The organism is Sphingomonas sp. GW821-FHT10C01 (assembly GCF_059415525.1).
The window spans coordinates 128,850-145,044 of record NZ_JBWKNK010000002.1; the positions used below are offsets into that span (position 1 = coordinate 128,850).

Genomic DNA, 16,195 nt, shown 5'->3' on the forward strand with positions numbered 1-16,195 from the left:
AACCCCATGAAGATCGCTCTCGAAATCTTCCGCGCGCTCGCGGACTCGACGCGGCTGCGCATTCTTGCGCTGCTCCGCTCGATGGAGCTGAGCGTGGGCGAGCTGGCTCAGGTGCTGGGGCAGAGCCAGCCGCGCGTGTCGCGGCATGTGAAGATCCTCTGCGACGCCGGACTGGCCGAGCGGCGCAAGGAAGGCAGCTGGGTGTTCGTCGCTTTGGGCGATGATCGCCATGTTCGGCCCGTGCTGGCCGCGCTGGATGCCTGGTCGGCGGACGATGCCGATCACTGGGCGGTGGCGGACAGCGCGCGGTTGGCGGCGGTTCGCGCCGATCGCGCGGCGGCGGCTGAAGAGTGGTTCGAAACCCACGCCGGCGATTGGGATGCGATCCGCTCGCTCCACGTCGCCGAAAGCGAGGTCGAAGCGGCGATGGCCGCAGCGCTTGGCGATACGGCGATCGAACGGCTGATCGACATCGGTACCGGCACCGGCCGCATGCTCGAACTGTTCGCGCCCAAGGCGAAGAGCGCGCTCGGCATCGATCGCAGCTCGGAAATGCTTCGGCTCGCGCGCGCCAAGCTGTCGGGGCAGGGGCTGGCCAATGCCGAGCTGCGCCAGGCGGATCTCTACGCGCTGCCGATGGCGGATGACGAAGCAGACGCGGCGATCTTGCATCATGTCCTCCACTTTGCGCAGCAGCCGGGTGCCGCGATCCGTGAGGCGGCGCGGGTGCTGGGCGACGGCGGACGGCTGCTGATCGCGGACTTCGCGCCGCATGATCGCGAGGAGCTGCGCCAGCGCGAAGGGCATGTGCGGCTCGGCTTCTCGGATGAGCAGATGCTCGGCTGGTTCGAGGCCGCCGGTCTCGCGCCGGTCAAGACCGAGACGCTCGAGGGCGGCGAATTGACGGTGAAATTGTGGCTGGCGCGAAAATCGGGTCAGCCTTTTGGGAAAGTGATGGCAGCATGAGTGTGGTTCTGGATCCGGGTGCGCCGCTGTTCGCGGACGTGGCCGGCGATATCGACGTCAGTTTCGAATTCTTCCCGCCCAAGACGGAGAAGATGGAAGAGACGTTGTGGGAGTCGATCCAGACCCTGTCGCCGCTGGGGCCGCGCTTCGTGTCCGTCACCTATGGCGCAGGCGGATCGACGCGCGAACGCACTCACAACACCGTCGCCCGCATCGCGCGCGAAACGCCGATCGCCGCCGCCGCGCACCTCACCTGCGTCGAGGCGACGCGTGAGGAGATCGACGCGGTCGCCGAGGAATATTGGGCAGCGGGCGTCCGCCACATCGTCGCGCTGCGCGGCGATCCGCCCACGGCGGGCGCGAAGTTCGTTTCGCCGGTCGGCGGCTATGAGAACGCAGCCGCGCTGGTCGCGGGCCTGCGCAAGCTGCACCCGTTCGAAATCTCCGTCGCGGCCTATCCCGAGTGCCACCCGGACTCCCCCGACGCGGCGCACGATCTCGATAACCTCAAGCGCAAGATCGATGCCGGCGCCAACCGCGCGATCACGCAGTTCTTCTTCGAGCCGGAAACCTTCCTGCGCTTCCGCGATCAGGTCGCGGCTGCGGGAATCAACGCTGAAATCGTCCCGGGCATCATGCCGGTGATGAGCTTCGCCGCCGTGCAGAAGATGTCGGCGATGTGCGGCACTGCGGTGCCCGGCTGGATGGCACGCCTGTTCGACGGGTTGGATGATCATCCGGCCGCGCGGCAGCTCGTCTCTGCGACGCTGGCGGCGGAACTGTGCCGCAAGCTCTATGCTGGCGGCGTGCGCCAGTTCCATTTCTACACGCTCAACCGCGCGGAGCTGTCGTACGCGATCTGTCATCTGCTGGGCGTTCGGCCACAGGATCTGAGCGGGGAGAAGGCGGCATGACCGCGCGCGAGAAGCTGATGGCGGAAGCCGCCAAGCGCATCCTGATCACGGACGGCGCGTTCGGCACCGAGATCCAGAACTGGAAGCTCGACGAGGCCGCCTATGCCGGCGACCTGGGCCTGACCCATGACCAGAAGGGCAATAACGACATCCTCGCGCTGACCAAGCCCGAGGTGCCGGCGTCGATCCACCGCGCCTATTTCGAGGCGGGAGCGGACATCGCCGAGACCAACACCTTCTCGGCCAACCGGATCAGCCAGGCCGATTACGGTGCCGAGCATCTGGTTCATGCGATCAATTACGAGAGCGCGAAGATGGCGCGCACCATCGCCGACGAGTTCGAGGCGAAGGATGGCCGTCCACGCTTCGTCGCTGGCGCGCTCGGGCCGACGAACAAGACGCTGTCGCTGTCGCCCGACGTCAACGATCCCGGCTATCGCGAGATCGACTTCGATCACCTGAAGGATGTGTATCGCGAGCAGATCGACGCGCTGGTCGAGGGCGGCATAGACTTCGTCCTGATCGAGACGGTGTTCGATACGCTCAACGCCAAGGCCGGGATCATGGCCGCGATCGAGGCGGGCGAGGCGCTGGGCCGCGACCTGCCGATCATGCTGTCGATGACGCTGACCGATCTGTCGGGCCGCAACCTCTCCGGCCATACGGTCGAGGCGTTCTGGCACGCGGTGCGTCATGCCAAGCCGGTGACGATCGGGCTGAACTGCTCGTTCGGCGCCGAGCAGTTGCGCCCCCATGTGAAGACGCTGAGCAACCTTTGCGACACGCTGATCATGGTCTATCCGAACGCGGGCCTGCCCAACGAACTGGGCGCCTATGACGAGGCGCCGGCGACGACCGCCGGGCTGGTCGGCGAATGGGCCGAGCAGGCACAGGTCAATGTATTGGGCGGCTGCTGCGGGTCGACGCCTGCGCATATCAAGGCGATCGCCGACGCGGTGGCCGGGTTGCCGCCGCGCGCGATTCCCGTGCCGGAAGTGCGGACGCGGCTCGCGGGTCTCGAGCCCTTCACGATGGCGGCCTGACCATGGCCGATGGGCAGAGCTGGCAGGTCCGCCAGGCGGGGGCGGGCGACGTCGCCGCGCTGTCGCTGATCGGGGCCGCGACCTTCCTCGAAACCTTTGCGGGTGTTCTGCCCGGTGCCGCGATCGTCGCGCATTGCGCACGATCCTATGTGCCGGAAGCCTTTGCGGCCTATCTGGCCAACGGCAGTCGCGCCTGGATTGCCGAGACCGCGCCGGGCAGTGCCCCGGTCGGCTTCGCGCAGCTGGCCGCGCCCGATCTTCCGGGCGCGCAGGACGGCGATATTGAACTCAAGCGCATCTACCTGCTCTCGCGCTTTCACGGCACGGGCGTGGGCGCGGCGCTGATGGCGGCGGCGGTTACGGGTGCGACGGGACACAAAAGGTTGCTTCTCGGCGTTTATGCCCGCAATGCCCGCGCGATCGCCTTCTATCGCAAGCAGGGCTTTGAGCTCATCGGCGAGCGCCAGTTCGACGTCGGCGGGCAGCTGTTCGACGACGTCGTGCTTGCCCGGCCCCTCGCTGCATGAACCCTTGAACAGAAAAGACAAATGACCACCAGCTCCTCCACCGCCTTCGTCAACATCGGCGAACGGACCAACGTCACCGGATCGGCGCGCTTCAAGAAGCTGATCATGGCGGGCGATTACACCGCCGCGATCGAGGTCGCGCTGCAGCAGGTGGAGAGCGGCGCGCAGGTGCTCGACGTCAACATGGACGAGGGCCTGCTCGACGCGCACGAGGCGATGACGACCTTCCTGAAGCTCATTCAGGCCGAGCCGGACATCGCGCGCATCCCGGTGATGGTCGACAGCTCGAAATGGGACGTGATCGAGGCGGGGCTGAAGTGCGTTTCGGGCAAGCCGATCGTCAATTCGATCAGCATGAAGGAAGGCGTCGACCAGTTCCTCGAGCACGCCCGCAAGTGCATGGCCTATGGTGCCGCCGTGGTGGTGATGGCGTTCGACGAGGTCGGGCAGGCGGACACCAGAGATCGCAAGGTCGAGATCTGCGAGCGCGCCTATAACCTTCTCGTCGGGATCGGCTTCCCGCCCGAGGACATCATCTTCGACCCCAACGTCTTCGCGGTGGCGACCGGGATCGAGGAGCACAACAACTACGGCGTCGACTTCATCGAGGCGTGTCGCGAGATCAAGGCGCGCTGCCCGCACGTGCATATCTCGGGCGGCCTGTCGAACCTGTCCTTCTCGTTCCGCGGCAACGAGCCGGTGCGCAAGGCGATGCACTCGGTGTTCCTCTACCACGCGATCCCCGCCGGCATGGACATGGCGATCGTCAATGCCGGCCAGCTCGACGTCTATGACCAGATCGAGCCGGAACTGCGCACCGCGTGCGAGGACGTCATCCTCAACCGCGATCCCGATGCCGGAGAACGGCTCGTGGCGCTGGCCGAGAAGTTTCGCGGCACGGACGCCGTGGCCGAGAAGCAGGCCGCCGAATGGCGCGGCTGGGCGGTTGAGAAACGGCTCGAACACGCGCTGGTCAAGGGCATCGACCAATATGTGGTCGAGGATACCGAGGAATGCCGCCAGAAGGCCGCGCGCCCGATCGAGGTGATCGAAGGGCCGTTGATGGACGGCATGAACGTCGTCGGCGACCTGTTCGGTTCGGGCAAGATGTTCCTGCCCCAGGTGGTGAAGTCCGCGCGCGTCATGAAGAAGGCGGTCGCGCACCTGCTGCCCTTCATCGAGGCGTCGAAGGAGCCGGGTTCCAAGGGCAAGGGCAAGGTCGTGATGGCGACCGTCAAGGGCGACGTCCACGATATCGGCAAGAACATCGTCGGCGTGGTCCTGCAGTGCAACGGCTTCGAGGTCGTCGACTTGGGCGTGATGGTGCCTTGGACGAAGATCCTCGAGTCGGCGAACGAGAATGACGCCGACATGATCGGTCTCTCCGGCCTGATCACGCCTTCGCTCGACGAGATGGTGACCGTCGCCGAAGAGATGAAGCGCGCGCAGATGACGATGCCGCTGCTGATTGGCGGCGCAACCACGTCGAAGGTGCATACCGCGCTCAAGATCGCGCCGGCCTATGACGGTCCGGTCGTCCATGTCCTCGACGCCAGCCGCGCGGTCGGCGTCGCAACCACGCTCGTCTCCGATACGATCCGCGACGAATATGTCGCCAAGGTTGCCGGGGAGTACGAGGCGGTTCGCATCGCCCGGGCCAACAAGGGGCAGAGCGAACTGGTGCCGATCGCGGTCGCGCGGGACAATGCGTTCGACGCGGACATGAGCCTCAAGCCCGGCAAGCCGCGCATGCCCGGCGTGCACAGCTTCCCCGATTGGGATCTCAAGGATCTGCGCCAGTATATCGACTGGACGCCGTTTTTCCGCGCGTGGGAACTGGCGGGCAATTACCCCGCGATCCTGACCGACAAGGTGGTGGGCGAAAGCGCGACCAGCCTGTTCGCGGACGCGCAGAAGATGCTCGACAAGATCGTCGACGAGAAGTGGCTCACCGCGCGCGGTGTCGCGGGGCTCTGGCCGTGCCGCCGCGACGGCGACGACATCATCGTTCATGTCGAGGATGAGAAGCACGTCACGCTGCCGATGCTGCGCCAGCAGATCCAGAAGCGTGAGGGCCGGGCGAATATGTGCCTCGCAGACTTCATCGACCGGCAGGGCGACTGGATCGGCGGCTTCGCGGTCGGTATCCACGGGATCGAGCCGCATCTGGCGCGCTTCAAGAACGCGATCGACGACTATTCCGACATCCTTTTGAAGGCGCTGGCGGACCGCTTGGCTGAAGCGTTCGCCGAGCGGCTGCACCATTATGTCCGCACCGCCTTGTGGGGCTATGCCGAGGGCGAGCAGCTGACCAATGATGCGCTGATCAAGGAAGAGTATCGCGGCATCCGTCCGGCGCCCGGCTATCCGGCCTGCCCCGAGCATAGCCTGAAGCCGATCCTGTTCGACATGCTCGATGCGCACAAGCGCACCGGCATCAGCCTGACCGAAAGCTTCGCGATGCTGCCGACCGCCGCGGTGAGTGGCTTCTATTTCGGTCACCCCCAGGCCGAATATTTCGGCGTGGCACGCGTCGGCCGCGATCAGCTGGAGGAATATGCCACGCGGCGCGGCGTCGGCATCGAGCAGGCGGAGCGCTGGCTGCGGCCCAATCTCGACTGAGACCGGCGGCCGACTCAACCGTTTCGGATTTGAAGACTCGGCGCTCTGCCTCGTCCGTGGCATGATCCCGGCTCCACATGGAAGCCGGGGGGCATCATGGAAAAACGACTCGTCCTGTTCGTGGGCACGGTATTCGCTGCTCTGCCGTTTCCAGCAGCTGCGCAGGAGCTGCTCTATCACCTGCCCAAGGGAACGGCCGCGGCCGGATGGCAGGCGCGGTTGCTGAGCTGTCCGACGGCAGGAGACGCGGAGATCGCGACCCAGGTATCGATCACCGGCGCCTATGCGGCCGGCGAACTGGTCCGTATCAACTCGACCAGCCCGTTTCTCGCCAGCCGTAGCGTAGCGCTGACCTTTCACGAGAACGGCACGCTCAAGACGATCAATGCCGAGGGCGAAGGCAAGGGTGGGGCGGTCGTCGCTTCGCTGCTCAAATCCGCCGCGGGGTTCATCTCGCTCGGGCCTGTCGGTGCCGCGGCAGGCGTCATGGAGCTCAAGTCCTGGAACGACGGCGTGTTGCCGCCGAAACCGCCGCAATGTGCGAAGGTCATGCGCGAAGCGGTCAGGGAATGGACGCGGCACAAGGACGATGTCGGGAAATTCGAAACCCGGATCGCGGCGGGACCCGCGCTTCCCGCGCTGGATCAGGCGGTGTACGAGCGAAGCCGCGCGCGGATGGTCGAGCTTGAGAAGCAGCTCACCCTGTCGACCAGCGTGAAGCTCGAGGTGGAGTCACCGGCGGAGCTGCTCGCGAAGCAGCCGGTGATCGATCCGGACACAAAGAAGTTGCGCTATTTCATCCATGGCTGGGCGAAGCCCCTGGATATGTCGAAATGGTTCGATTCGAGCGTGCCGGAGCAGGAGACCGGGAGGGATGGCTTCTGCGTGCGGTTTGCGATCGACCGCGACGCGCTCATCGCCTCGCAACCGACCGAGCATTTCGCGTGGCGAACCTGGCGCGATCGCGGGGTCGGCGGCGACAAGCGGCTTGCACGTCATATGCAAGACCGGTTCGTTTATCTGCGCCCCGTCTTGGTCGAGGCAAGCTTGCGCGAGGCGACTGCGACGATCAAAGCCGATCCGAAACCGAACGATGCGTGTGGGTCCGCGTTCGCGACACTCAAGAAGATCGACAGCAAGTCGGTGACGGTACCGCAGCTGTCCGGTTATTTCATCCTTCCGCTGGGCGCAGGTGCGTTCGAAAGCAAGGCAAGCGCGGCGGAATTCGCCGCCGACGGGCGGATCGTCAGCATCTCGCACAAGTCGGGCGGCGCCGGACAGGGCCTTGCCGATGCGCTGGCGGGTGGACTTGCCGCCGCGGAGACGATGCGGGACGGCGAGACCAAGTCAGTCCAGCGCCGTATCGACCGGCTGAAGGCCGAAGCGGAACTGGACCAGTTGCTCAATCCGTCCGAGCAGAGCGAGGTGCAAACCGTCGAGCCGTGAAAGGCGCCGGCAGGGCGCTCGCGATATTGCGTGCCCGCCGGGTCCGGTGATAGCGTTGCCATTGGGCAGGACCAATTAAGTCCAATTTAGCCCAATTGGGGGAGCGAAACCATGGCACCAGCCGAGCTAAGTATCTATTTCTTCGCGCAACTTGCGCTCATCATCGCCGCGGCCCGAGTCGTCGGCTGGGCGGCGCGAAAATGGCTGGGGCAGCCGCAAGTTGTCGGAGAAATGATTGCGGGCGTCATTCTCGGCCCATCATTGTTCGGTCTGTTCTTCCCCGAAATCCAGCAGGCACTGTTCCCCAAGGACAGCCGCACGCTGCTCTTCGTCCTCGCCCAATTGGGTGTCGGACTCTACATGTTCCTCGTCGGTCTCCAGTTCCGCGGCGACGAGTTCCGCGCCAATGTGAAGAGCGCGGCGTCGGTCTCGATCGCGGGCATGGCGGCGCCGTTCGGCATCGCGGTGCTGATCACCCCGTTGTTGCTGGCAAATGGCGGCCTGTTCACCGCCGGGGTCTCGCAGTTCCAGGCGACCCTGTTCATGGGCGCGGCGATCGCGATCACCGCCTTCCCGATGCTGGCGCGGATCATTCATGAGCGCGGCCTCAGCGAAACGCGTCTGGGCACGCTGTCGCTGTCGGCCGGCGCGATCGACGATGCGGCGGCATGGACCGTGCTCGCGATCGTTCTCGCCAGTTTTGGCGCCGGACCCATGGTAGCGGTCAAGGCGATTGTCGGCGGTGGTCTGCTCGCTCTGTTTATCCTCTTTGCCGGGCCGAAGCTGCTCGCGCCGCTGGGCCGGATCGCGGAGCGTGAGGGCAAGGTTTCACAGTCGCTGCTGGGCGTCACGCTCATCCTGTTCGCGACGGCGGCACTGGGCATGGACTGGGCGGGGCTGCACGCGGTGTTCGGCGGCTTCCTTCTCGGCACGGTGATGCCGCGTGGCGTGTTCGCGACGGAGCTTCGCCGCACGCTGGAGCCGGTAACGGTGGTGCTGCTGCTGCCGATCTTCTTCACCTTCTCGGGCCTCAATACGCAATTGTCGCTGCTCGCCGATCCGTCGATGTTCCTCATCGCGGGTGGTATCCTGGTCGCGTCGATCGCCGCCAAGGGCGTCGCCTGCTGGGGCGCGGCGCGGCTGACCGGGCAGGACAATCCGACCGCGATGGCGATCGGCGCGCTGATGAACGCGCGCGGCCTGATGGAACTGATCATCATCAACATCGGGCTTCAGCGCGGGATCATCACCCCGGCGCTGTTCTCGATCCTGGTGGTGATGGCGATCGTGACGACGCTGATGGCGTCGCCGCTGTTCGAGCTGGTCTATGGCCGCAAGGCACGTGCGGAAGGCGCGCTGGGCGAGCTGGGCGAGGTGCAGGACGAGGCGCCGGCGGTGGAGGCGAAGCCGGCCTCGGCGTGATCCGCGCGACAGGGCGGTCCGGGGACTGACTCCGGGCTGTCACTGCGCTATCATGCGTGCAGATATCGAAGGAGAGGGGAATGGCCCGGTTTCCGAAGATCGATAGCCCGTGCCCGTACAAGAGCCAGCTGGCGACGGTGCTCGACGGCGATTTCTGCCGCATGTGCAAGCGCGACGTATTCGACCTATCCGGCTGGTCGGACGGGGAGCGGGCAGCGTTTCTGAGCGGATGCGAGACCGAGGTCTGCGTGCGTTATACGCTGCCGGTGCGGCCCGCGATCGCGGCGGCCGCGCTGGCGGTGGCGGCGATGGCCGCACCGGCCCATGCGCAGGATGCCGTATCGGCGGCGATCGAGGCGACGATACCCGCCGAAGCACTGGATGAGGTCATCGTCGGCGGGATCAAGGATCCGAAGAACGCCCGGCTGGTTCAGGTCGAGGATGCGGCCGATGCGGCGCTGCCCGAGCTGCCCGTCGTCTATGACGATCCGGCGGAACCGGCTCCGGTCAAGGCGACGCCCGCTTCCTGACTTCCGCCAGCGATTGCCAGTCGAGCAGACCGGCAAGCTGGCCCGCCGCACCGATCGATCGCGCATCGCCGTCGCCGATGGTCAGCGCGATATGGGTCGCGTCAAAGCCGTCTAGCGACATGTCGAAGCTGCGCCACGCGCCATCGACATAGGCGAGTGTCCAGCTATGCGGCATGAACACATTGCTGACCCCGTGATAGCGTTCGCGTGAAAAGACCAGGCCGCTGGCCACCTTGGTCGGGATCCCCGCTGCCCGGCCCAGCGCGGCGAGGATCACGGCATCCTCGGTACAATCGCCCGCGCCGCGTGCGAGCGCATCGACGGCGGTGAAGTGGCCGATAAAGTCGACACGGGTCATCACCTTCTTCGCCCGCTCCGCAAGCAGCATCATTTTCCGCGTGTCGCTGACATCGAGCTTCGCGACCGGCGCGGCGATGGCCTGGATGCGCGGATGATCGCGCTGGAGCCAGGCGGTGGCGCGGCGCGCGGCGGCGAGAGAGGCTGGATCGACGGGCAGGCCCGGGCCGCACGCCGCGCAGACATCGAACGTCACGCTCTCATCCTCCACCCGAACGCGCTGTTCGGGCGTGGCGGGCGGGACGAAGGCGATGCCGTCGCGAAAGCCGAAGCGGTAGCGAATCTGGCCGTTGACCGCGCCCGGTGGAATGCGGACCGGGGATTTGCGCATCACGCTGCGCAGCACGCGATAGGGTGGATGATCGCGCAACGCGGTCTCGCGATCGGTGGGCCGAGTCACCACAGCAGTGCCGAACATCGGCTGGATGACCGCCATGACCTGCCCGCGCGCGTCGAGATCGAGGCGGACAATGCCCCGCAACTGCCCGTCCTCATGGCGTTTGCGCAGGATCGTGATCCCGCCGGGGCGCTGGATCGGGGCCGGTTCGATCGTGGTCCGCTCGACCGTCATCGTCGCGGGATTGAAGTTGGCGAAGTCGAGCGGCGCCTTGCGATCCCACCCCGCGAGCAATCCTTCGCCATTGTCGAGCCGCGTGCCGGGCGGAAGCGGGACATGCTGGACATGACGGTCGCGCGCGGTCTGGCGGGTAACGGTGGCAGCCTGGGCGGTGATACGCGTTTCGGTTCGCGTGGTGTTGCGGCCATGCTGGGCGATGCTGGTGATCGTAACCGGGCGTCCGGCCGCGTCTAACCGCGTCACCGTGCGTTCGGTGATCCGGGATGCCCGCTGACCCGCTTCGGTCAGGAAGAGTGTGCGGGTGTCGATGACCTCGCGACCATCGGTCCGGGCCAGGCTTTCGCGGGTGGCATGGCCCAGCACCGCGCCGGCGTCGTCCGTGATCAGATACCAGCTGATCGACTCCGCGGGCTGCGCCGCGCTCACGATCAAGGGGACGGTGAGGGCGAGGAGGCGCGCGCGGGGCATCGCGCTCAGCCTAGCCGGGGGTCTTTCGGCTGGCTAGCGTTCCGCGACGATGCTTGCCGCCACGGCTTCGGCGACCTTGATCCCGTCGATCGCGGCGGAGAGGATACCGCCGGCATAACCCGCGCCTTCGCCGGCGGGGAACAGCCGCTCGACATTGAGGCTCTGGAAATCCTTGCCGCGCGTGATGCGCACGGGGGAAGAGGTGCGCGTCTCCACCCCGGTCATCACCGCGTCGGGATGGTCGTAACGCGCGATCTGACGGCCGAACACGGGCAGCGCCTCGCGGATCGCCTCGACCGCGAAATCGGGCAGGCAGCGCGACAGATCGGTCATCGTCACGCCCGGCTTGTAGCTCGGCGTGACTTCGCCAAGCGCGGTCGAGGGTCGGGCGGCGAGAAAGTCGCCGACGCGTTGGCCGGGGGCGTGGTAATTGCCGCCGCCGACCTCGAACGCCAGACTCTCCCAATGCCGCTGCAGCTCGATCCCGGCGAGCGGGCCGCCGGGATAGTCGCGTGCCGGATCGATGCCGACGACCAGGCCGGAGTTCGCGTTGAACTCGGCGCGCGAATATTGGCTCATGCCGTTGGTGACGACGCGGCCTTCCTCACTGGTCGCGGCGACGACGCGCCCGCCTGGGCACATGCAGAAGCTGTAGACGGTGCGCCCGTTCGATGCGTGGTGGGCCAGGCTATAGGCGGCGGCGCCAAGGTCGGGATGGCCCGCGCACTTGCCGTAGCGCGCCTGATCGACCCAGCTTTGCGGGTGCTCGATCCGCACGCCGATCGAAAAGGGCTTGGCTTCGAGGAACACGCCACGACGATGGAGCATCTCGAAGGTCGGGCGGGCGCTGTGGCCGACCGCCATCACCACCTGATCGGCTTCCAGGAAGCCGCCGTCATGCAGATGCAGCCCGCGCACGCGCTGATTGCCGTCGGTCAGGCGTTCCAGCTCAAGATCGTCGACGCGGGTTTCCCAGCGATATTCGCCGCCCAGTTCCTCGATCGTCCGGCGCATGCTCTCGACCATGGTGACGAGGCGGAAGGTGCCGATATGCGGGTGTGCTTCCCACAATATGTCGTCGGGCGCGCCCGCCTTGACGAACTCCTCCAGCACCTTGCGGCCCAGGAAGCGCGGGTCCTTGACCCGGCAATAGAGCTTGCCGTCGGAAAAGGTGCCCGCGCCGCCCTCGCCGAACTGGACATTGCTGTCGGGGTTGAGCTTGGCCTGGCGCCACAGGCCCCAGGTGTCCTTGGTGCGTTGGCGGACGACCTTGCCGCGGTCGAGGATGATCGGCTTGAACCCCATCTGGGCAAGGATCAGGCCCGCGAACAGGCCGCACGGCCCCGCGCCGATCACCACGGGCCGCTTGCCCGACCAGCCTTGGGGCGCGGTCACGGGCGGGCGATAGGCCATGTCGGGGGTGGGGCGGACGTCCTTGTCCCCGGCCAGCCGCTCCAGCACCTCCGCTTCGTTCTTCAGGTCGATGTCGAGCGTGTAGACCAGCAGGATCGCACTGCGCCGGCGCGCGTCGTTGCCGCGCTTGAACAGCGTCCACGAAGTCAGGTCGCCGGGTTCGATGCCCAGTCGCTGACAGATCGCGGGCGCGATCGCTTCGGGTGCGTGATCGAGGGGAAGGGAGAGGCCGGAGAGACGAAGCATGTGGAGGGCATTAGGCCGGATGCGCGCCGGTTTCCAGTAAGCCGCGAGCGGGGGGCCACATGACAAACCTGACGGAAAAGGCCGGTTTTTCGGGCGACGCGACTGGAATGCGACGGGTTCGCGCCTGCGACGCGACACCCGGGCGACACTCGAGCGACTGTGGCGCGCCAGCGACGCGACGCTGAAGCGACGGTTTCGAACGGAAACGCGACGGGTTGGCGACGGCAACGCGCCACTTGCGCGCCACTTGGGCGCCGGCGAAGCGCCGCGCGCGTTTGAATTCGGAAATGTCGGCCAGCGCTCCACCGCCCAGGGTAGATCAGACGAAATCCAACATTGGAAGCACGTTGCGCAAACGCCACCCGGCGAACGCAGCAAGCCCATGACGGCGCTGCACTTGCCGGACCGCTTCAACCCGTTAAACCCTTCCCCAGAACGGGGTTGGGGGATTCTGAATGGCGACTGTGGCGGACGACATCCGGCCGGAGCATGAGCCGAGCAAGAGCGAGATGCGGCAGGTCGTGACCGCATCGTCGCTCGGCACGGTGTTCGAATGGTATGATTTCTTCATCTACGGCACGCTCGCCGCCTCGGGGATCATCGGCCGCACCTTCTTCGCCACCGGCAATCCGGTGCTTGAGACGCTCTATGCCTGGGCCGGGTTCGCGGTCGGCTTCGGTTTCCGCCCGCTCGGCGCGGTGCTGTTCGGTTATCTGGGCGACAAGCTCGGGCGTAAATACACGTTTCTCGTCACGATCACGCTGATGGGCGTCGCGACGGCTGGGGTGGGCTTCGTCCCGTCCTATGCCTCGATCGGCGCGGCGGCGCCGGCGATCGTGATCGGGCTGCGCATCCTTCAGGGACTGGCGCTCGGCGGCGAATATGGCGGCGCGGCGATCTATGTTTCCGAGCATTCGCCCAAGGGGCGGGCCGGCTATCACACCAGCTTCATCCAGGCGAGCGTGTCGGCGGGCTTCATCCTCAGCCTCGCCGTGGTGCTGATCACGCGCTTCACCATGACCGAGAATGTATGGAACGACTGGGGCTGGCGCTTGCCCTTCCTCTTCTCGATCGCCCTGCTCGCCATCTCCCTCTGGATGCGGGTGAAGCTGAGCGAAAGCCCGGTGTTCAAGGCGATGAAGGATGCGGGCGAGATCGCGCGCAACCCGCTCAAGGAGAGTTTCACCTACCCCGGCAACTGGAAGCGGCTGTTCGTCGCGCTGTTCGGGATCGCGGCGGGGCTTACGGTGATCTGGTACACCGCGACCTTTTCGGTCCTCTCGTTCCTGCAGGGGACGATGCGGGTCGATACGGTGACGGCGCAGCTGCTGGCCGCCGGAGGCGCGGCAGCGGGACTGTTCTGGTTCATCCTGTTCGGCAAGCTGTCCGACCGGATCGGGCGCAAGAAGCCGATCGTGATCGGCTATGGCTTCACGCTGCTGCTGCTCTTTCCGATCTTCTGGGTGATGGGCCATGCCGCCAATCCGGCCCTGTCGGAGGCAGAGCGCAACGCACCCGTGATCGTCTCGGGTCCTACCTGCGCCTACGACCCCTTTGCGGCCAAACAAGCGGATACGTGCGGCCAACTGCTCGACTATCTCTCGAAGAAGGGCGTTCCCTATACCAAGGAGATCACACCCTCGGCGTCGGTGTCGGTGAATGGCGTGCCGGTGATCTCAACCGATACCGCCGATATCGACAAGGCACTGTCGGACGCCGGCTATAGTTTCGACCGGGTGATCCCGACGCCCGGCAATATCGTGCTGATCCTGATCGCGATCGTCGCTCTGGCGGCGCTCTCGGGCGCGACCTATGGCCCGGTCGCGGCGTTGTTGACGGAGCTGTTCCCGCCGCGGATCCGCTACAGTTCGATGTCGATCCCATATCATATCGGCACCGGCTATTTCGGCGGATTCCTGCCGTTGATCAGCCAGTATATGGTGGCCAAGAGCGGCAACCCCTATTCTGGGCTGTGGTACACTTGGGCAGTGGTGGCGATGGCGCTGCTCGTCACGTTGTTCTTCCTCAAGGAAAGCGATCTGCAGAAGAACGTGTGATCGGGAAGTCTGGGCCGTTGCGGCGGCCGGCGCGGGAGCCTAACCGGGCGGCATGATCACCGCACCCCTGCGCCTGCGCCTTGATGGCGACGCCCTGGTTTCCAACTGGCGGACCCTTGCCGAGATGAGCGGGGCCGCGGCGTGCGGAGCCGCGGTGAAGGCCAATGGCTATGGCCTTGGTTCGCGTGAGGTCGTGCGGCGGCTGGCAGAAGCGGGGTGCCGCGATTTCTTCGTCGCAACCTGGAGCGAGGCAGCCGTCCTAGCGGATCTTGGCGTGCCCGTCGCTGTTCTCCATGGCTTGCGTGAAGAAGACGTTGCCGCCGCCTTGACCGCTGCAACCGTGCGTCCGGTCCTCAATACCGTACAGCAAGTACGGCGCTGGCGCGAAGCGGGGGGCGGGGTGTGCGACGTCATGGTGGATACCGGCATGAATCGTCTGGGCATCCAGCCCGAGGATGTGGCGGCGGGGCTCCTTGACGAGCTTGAGGTCGAAACGTTGATGAGTCACCTTGCCAGCGCGGATGAGGATGTGCCGCTCAACCGGATTCAGCGTGACAGGTTCGTCGCTCTCGAGGGTAAGTCGAAGGCGCGGCGGATGAGTCTCGCGAACTCGGCGGGGATTGCGCTAGGTCAGGATTATGCCTTCGATCTGACCCGTCCCGGAGTAGCGCTATATGGCGCCGTGCCGGTCCCGGCGTTCGAAGGGCTGATCCGCCAAGTGGTAACTCCGGAAGTGCAGGTGCTTCAGCGGAGACGGGTGCCGGTGGGGCAGGGCGTAGGTTACAACATGACCTGGACCGCGGGGACCGAAACCGAGGTGGCGATCGTCAACCTGGGCTATGCCGACGGCTATCTGCGCTGCTTCTCGGGCAAAGGGCGCGCGTGGGTCGGGGGGCAAGAGGTCCCGGTGATCGGGCGGGTGTCCATGGATCTGACCGCGATCGACGTCAGCAGCGCACCGGAGCTTGCTGAAGGGGACTGGGTCGCGATCGATTATGCGCTACCCGCCACCGCGGCGCTATCAGGTATGTCGCAATATGAGCTGTTGACGGGTCTTGGTGCACGGTACGATCGGATGTGGTATTGATCCAATTGGTTCAGGGTAGCGAAAGCTCAAAACGGGTAGAAAGTTAGCGCTAGCAAGTAACCTGTTACTGATATCGAACGGAGAATACCGATGCGTAAGTTGTTTGCAGCCGCTGCGCTCGCGCTGGTCGCGTTGCCCGGTGCCGCAATCGCGGACGAGCAGGTCAACGCTAAGGGCGAGGCGGAGCTGGCCAAGATGCTTGAAGGCCGGGTGGCCGGAAAGGCGGTCAAGTGCCTGCCCACGCATGCGATGGACAACAGCACCATCATCGACAAGACCGCGATCGTCTATCGCAGCGGATCGAAGCTGTATGTCAACCGTCCGCGTTCGGGCGCCGACAACCTCGACGATGACGATATTCTGCTGACCAAGCTCTATGGCGCTCAGCTCTGCAATGTCGACAAGGTCGATCTGATCGACCGCAGTTCCAAGATGTGGAGCGGCTTCGTCCTGCTGGGTGATTTCGTGCCCTATGAGCGGGTGAAGACCGGCTCGAAATAATCATGCGGCCGGGTCGCCC

The 16,195-nt window shown here is 65.7% G+C and carries 13 protein-coding genes; 11 read left to right on the forward strand and 2 right to left on the reverse strand.

From position 1 onward, the window contains the following. Positions 1 to 6 precede the first annotated feature (6 nt). The 8 genes from AC07M1_RS12660 to AC07M1_RS12695 all read left to right on the forward strand — a co-directional run bounded on the left by AC07M1_RS12660 (position 7) and on the right by AC07M1_RS12695 (position 9,470). On the forward strand, positions 7 to 966 hold the full coding sequence (locus AC07M1_RS12660; RefSeq protein WP_495162973.1) for an ArsR/SmtB family transcription factor: 960 nt from the start codon (positions 7 to 9) through the stop codon (positions 964 to 966). Further along, positions 963 to 1,880 carry a methylenetetrahydrofolate reductase gene (metF, locus tag AC07M1_RS12665; RefSeq protein WP_495162974.1) on the forward strand — a complete coding sequence of 306 codons (918 nt, stop codon included), beginning with the start codon at positions 963 to 965 and terminating at the stop codon, positions 1,878 to 1,880. Before AC07M1_RS12660 ends, metF begins: the two co-directional genes overlap by 4 nt. Further along, positions 1,877 to 2,923, forward strand: coding sequence for a homocysteine S-methyltransferase family protein (locus tag AC07M1_RS12670; RefSeq protein WP_495162975.1), 1,047 nt, complete (start codon positions 1,877 to 1,879; stop codon positions 2,921 to 2,923). The genes metF and AC07M1_RS12670 overlap by 4 nt, the downstream gene beginning before the upstream one ends. Positions 2,924 to 2,925: 2 nt before the next feature. Further along, positions 2,926 to 3,450, forward strand: a complete 525-nt coding sequence (locus AC07M1_RS12675; RefSeq protein ID WP_495162976.1) for a GNAT family N-acetyltransferase — start codon at positions 2,926 to 2,928, stop codon at positions 3,448 to 3,450. 21 nt (positions 3,451 to 3,471) lie between these two features. After that, entirely contained in the window at positions 3,472 to 6,072 is a 2,601-nt protein-coding gene (gene metH / locus AC07M1_RS12680; protein WP_495162977.1) for a methionine synthase, read from the forward strand. 96 nt (positions 6,073 to 6,168) lie between these two features. Further along, positions 6,169 to 7,518, forward strand: coding sequence for a hypothetical protein (locus AC07M1_RS12685; protein ID WP_495162978.1), 1,350 nt, complete (start codon positions 6,169 to 6,171; stop codon positions 7,516 to 7,518). A gap of 111 nt (positions 7,519 to 7,629) precedes the next feature. Beyond that, positions 7,630 to 8,940, forward strand: coding sequence for a cation:proton antiporter (locus tag AC07M1_RS12690; RefSeq protein ID WP_495162979.1), 1,311 nt, complete (start codon positions 7,630 to 7,632; stop codon positions 8,938 to 8,940). Between the two features lie 80 nt (positions 8,941 to 9,020). Next, on the forward strand, positions 9,021 to 9,470 hold the full coding sequence (locus AC07M1_RS12695; RefSeq protein WP_495162980.1) for a hypothetical protein: 450 nt from the start codon (positions 9,021 to 9,023) through the stop codon (positions 9,468 to 9,470). Here AC07M1_RS12695 and AC07M1_RS12700 read toward each other — a convergent pair. Further along, entirely contained in the window at positions 9,448 to 10,872 is a 1,425-nt protein-coding gene (locus tag AC07M1_RS12700) for a transglutaminase-like domain-containing protein (RefSeq protein WP_495162981.1), read from the reverse strand. The two genes, AC07M1_RS12695 and AC07M1_RS12700, sit on opposite strands and share 23 nt — an antisense overlap. Before the next feature lie 33 nt (positions 10,873 to 10,905). Then, positions 10,906 to 12,531: an NAD(P)/FAD-dependent oxidoreductase gene (locus tag AC07M1_RS12705; protein WP_495162982.1), complete on the reverse strand. Its 1,626-nt coding sequence runs from the start codon at positions 12,529 to 12,531 to the stop codon at positions 10,906 to 10,908. Between the two features lie 455 nt (positions 12,532 to 12,986). On the opposite strand from AC07M1_RS12705, the gene AC07M1_RS12710 reads away from it, so the two are divergent. The 3 genes from AC07M1_RS12710 to AC07M1_RS12720 all read left to right on the forward strand — a co-directional run bounded on the left by AC07M1_RS12710 (position 12,987) and on the right by AC07M1_RS12720 (position 16,176). Further along, complete coding sequence (locus AC07M1_RS12710) at positions 12,987 to 14,588, forward strand: MFS transporter (protein WP_495162983.1); 1,602 nt, start codon at positions 12,987 to 12,989, stop codon at positions 14,586 to 14,588. Positions 14,589 to 14,640: 52 nt separating this feature from the next. Next, positions 14,641 to 15,675, forward strand: a complete 1,035-nt coding sequence (alr, locus tag AC07M1_RS12715) for an alanine racemase (protein ID WP_495162984.1) — start codon at positions 14,641 to 14,643, stop codon at positions 15,673 to 15,675. Positions 15,676 to 15,765: 90 nt separating this feature from the next. Then, a complete protein-coding gene (locus AC07M1_RS12720) occupies positions 15,766 to 16,176 on the forward strand; it encodes a hypothetical protein (protein WP_495162985.1) in 411 nt (136 codons plus the stop codon). The last annotated feature ends 19 nt before the right edge of the window (positions 16,177 to 16,195 follow it).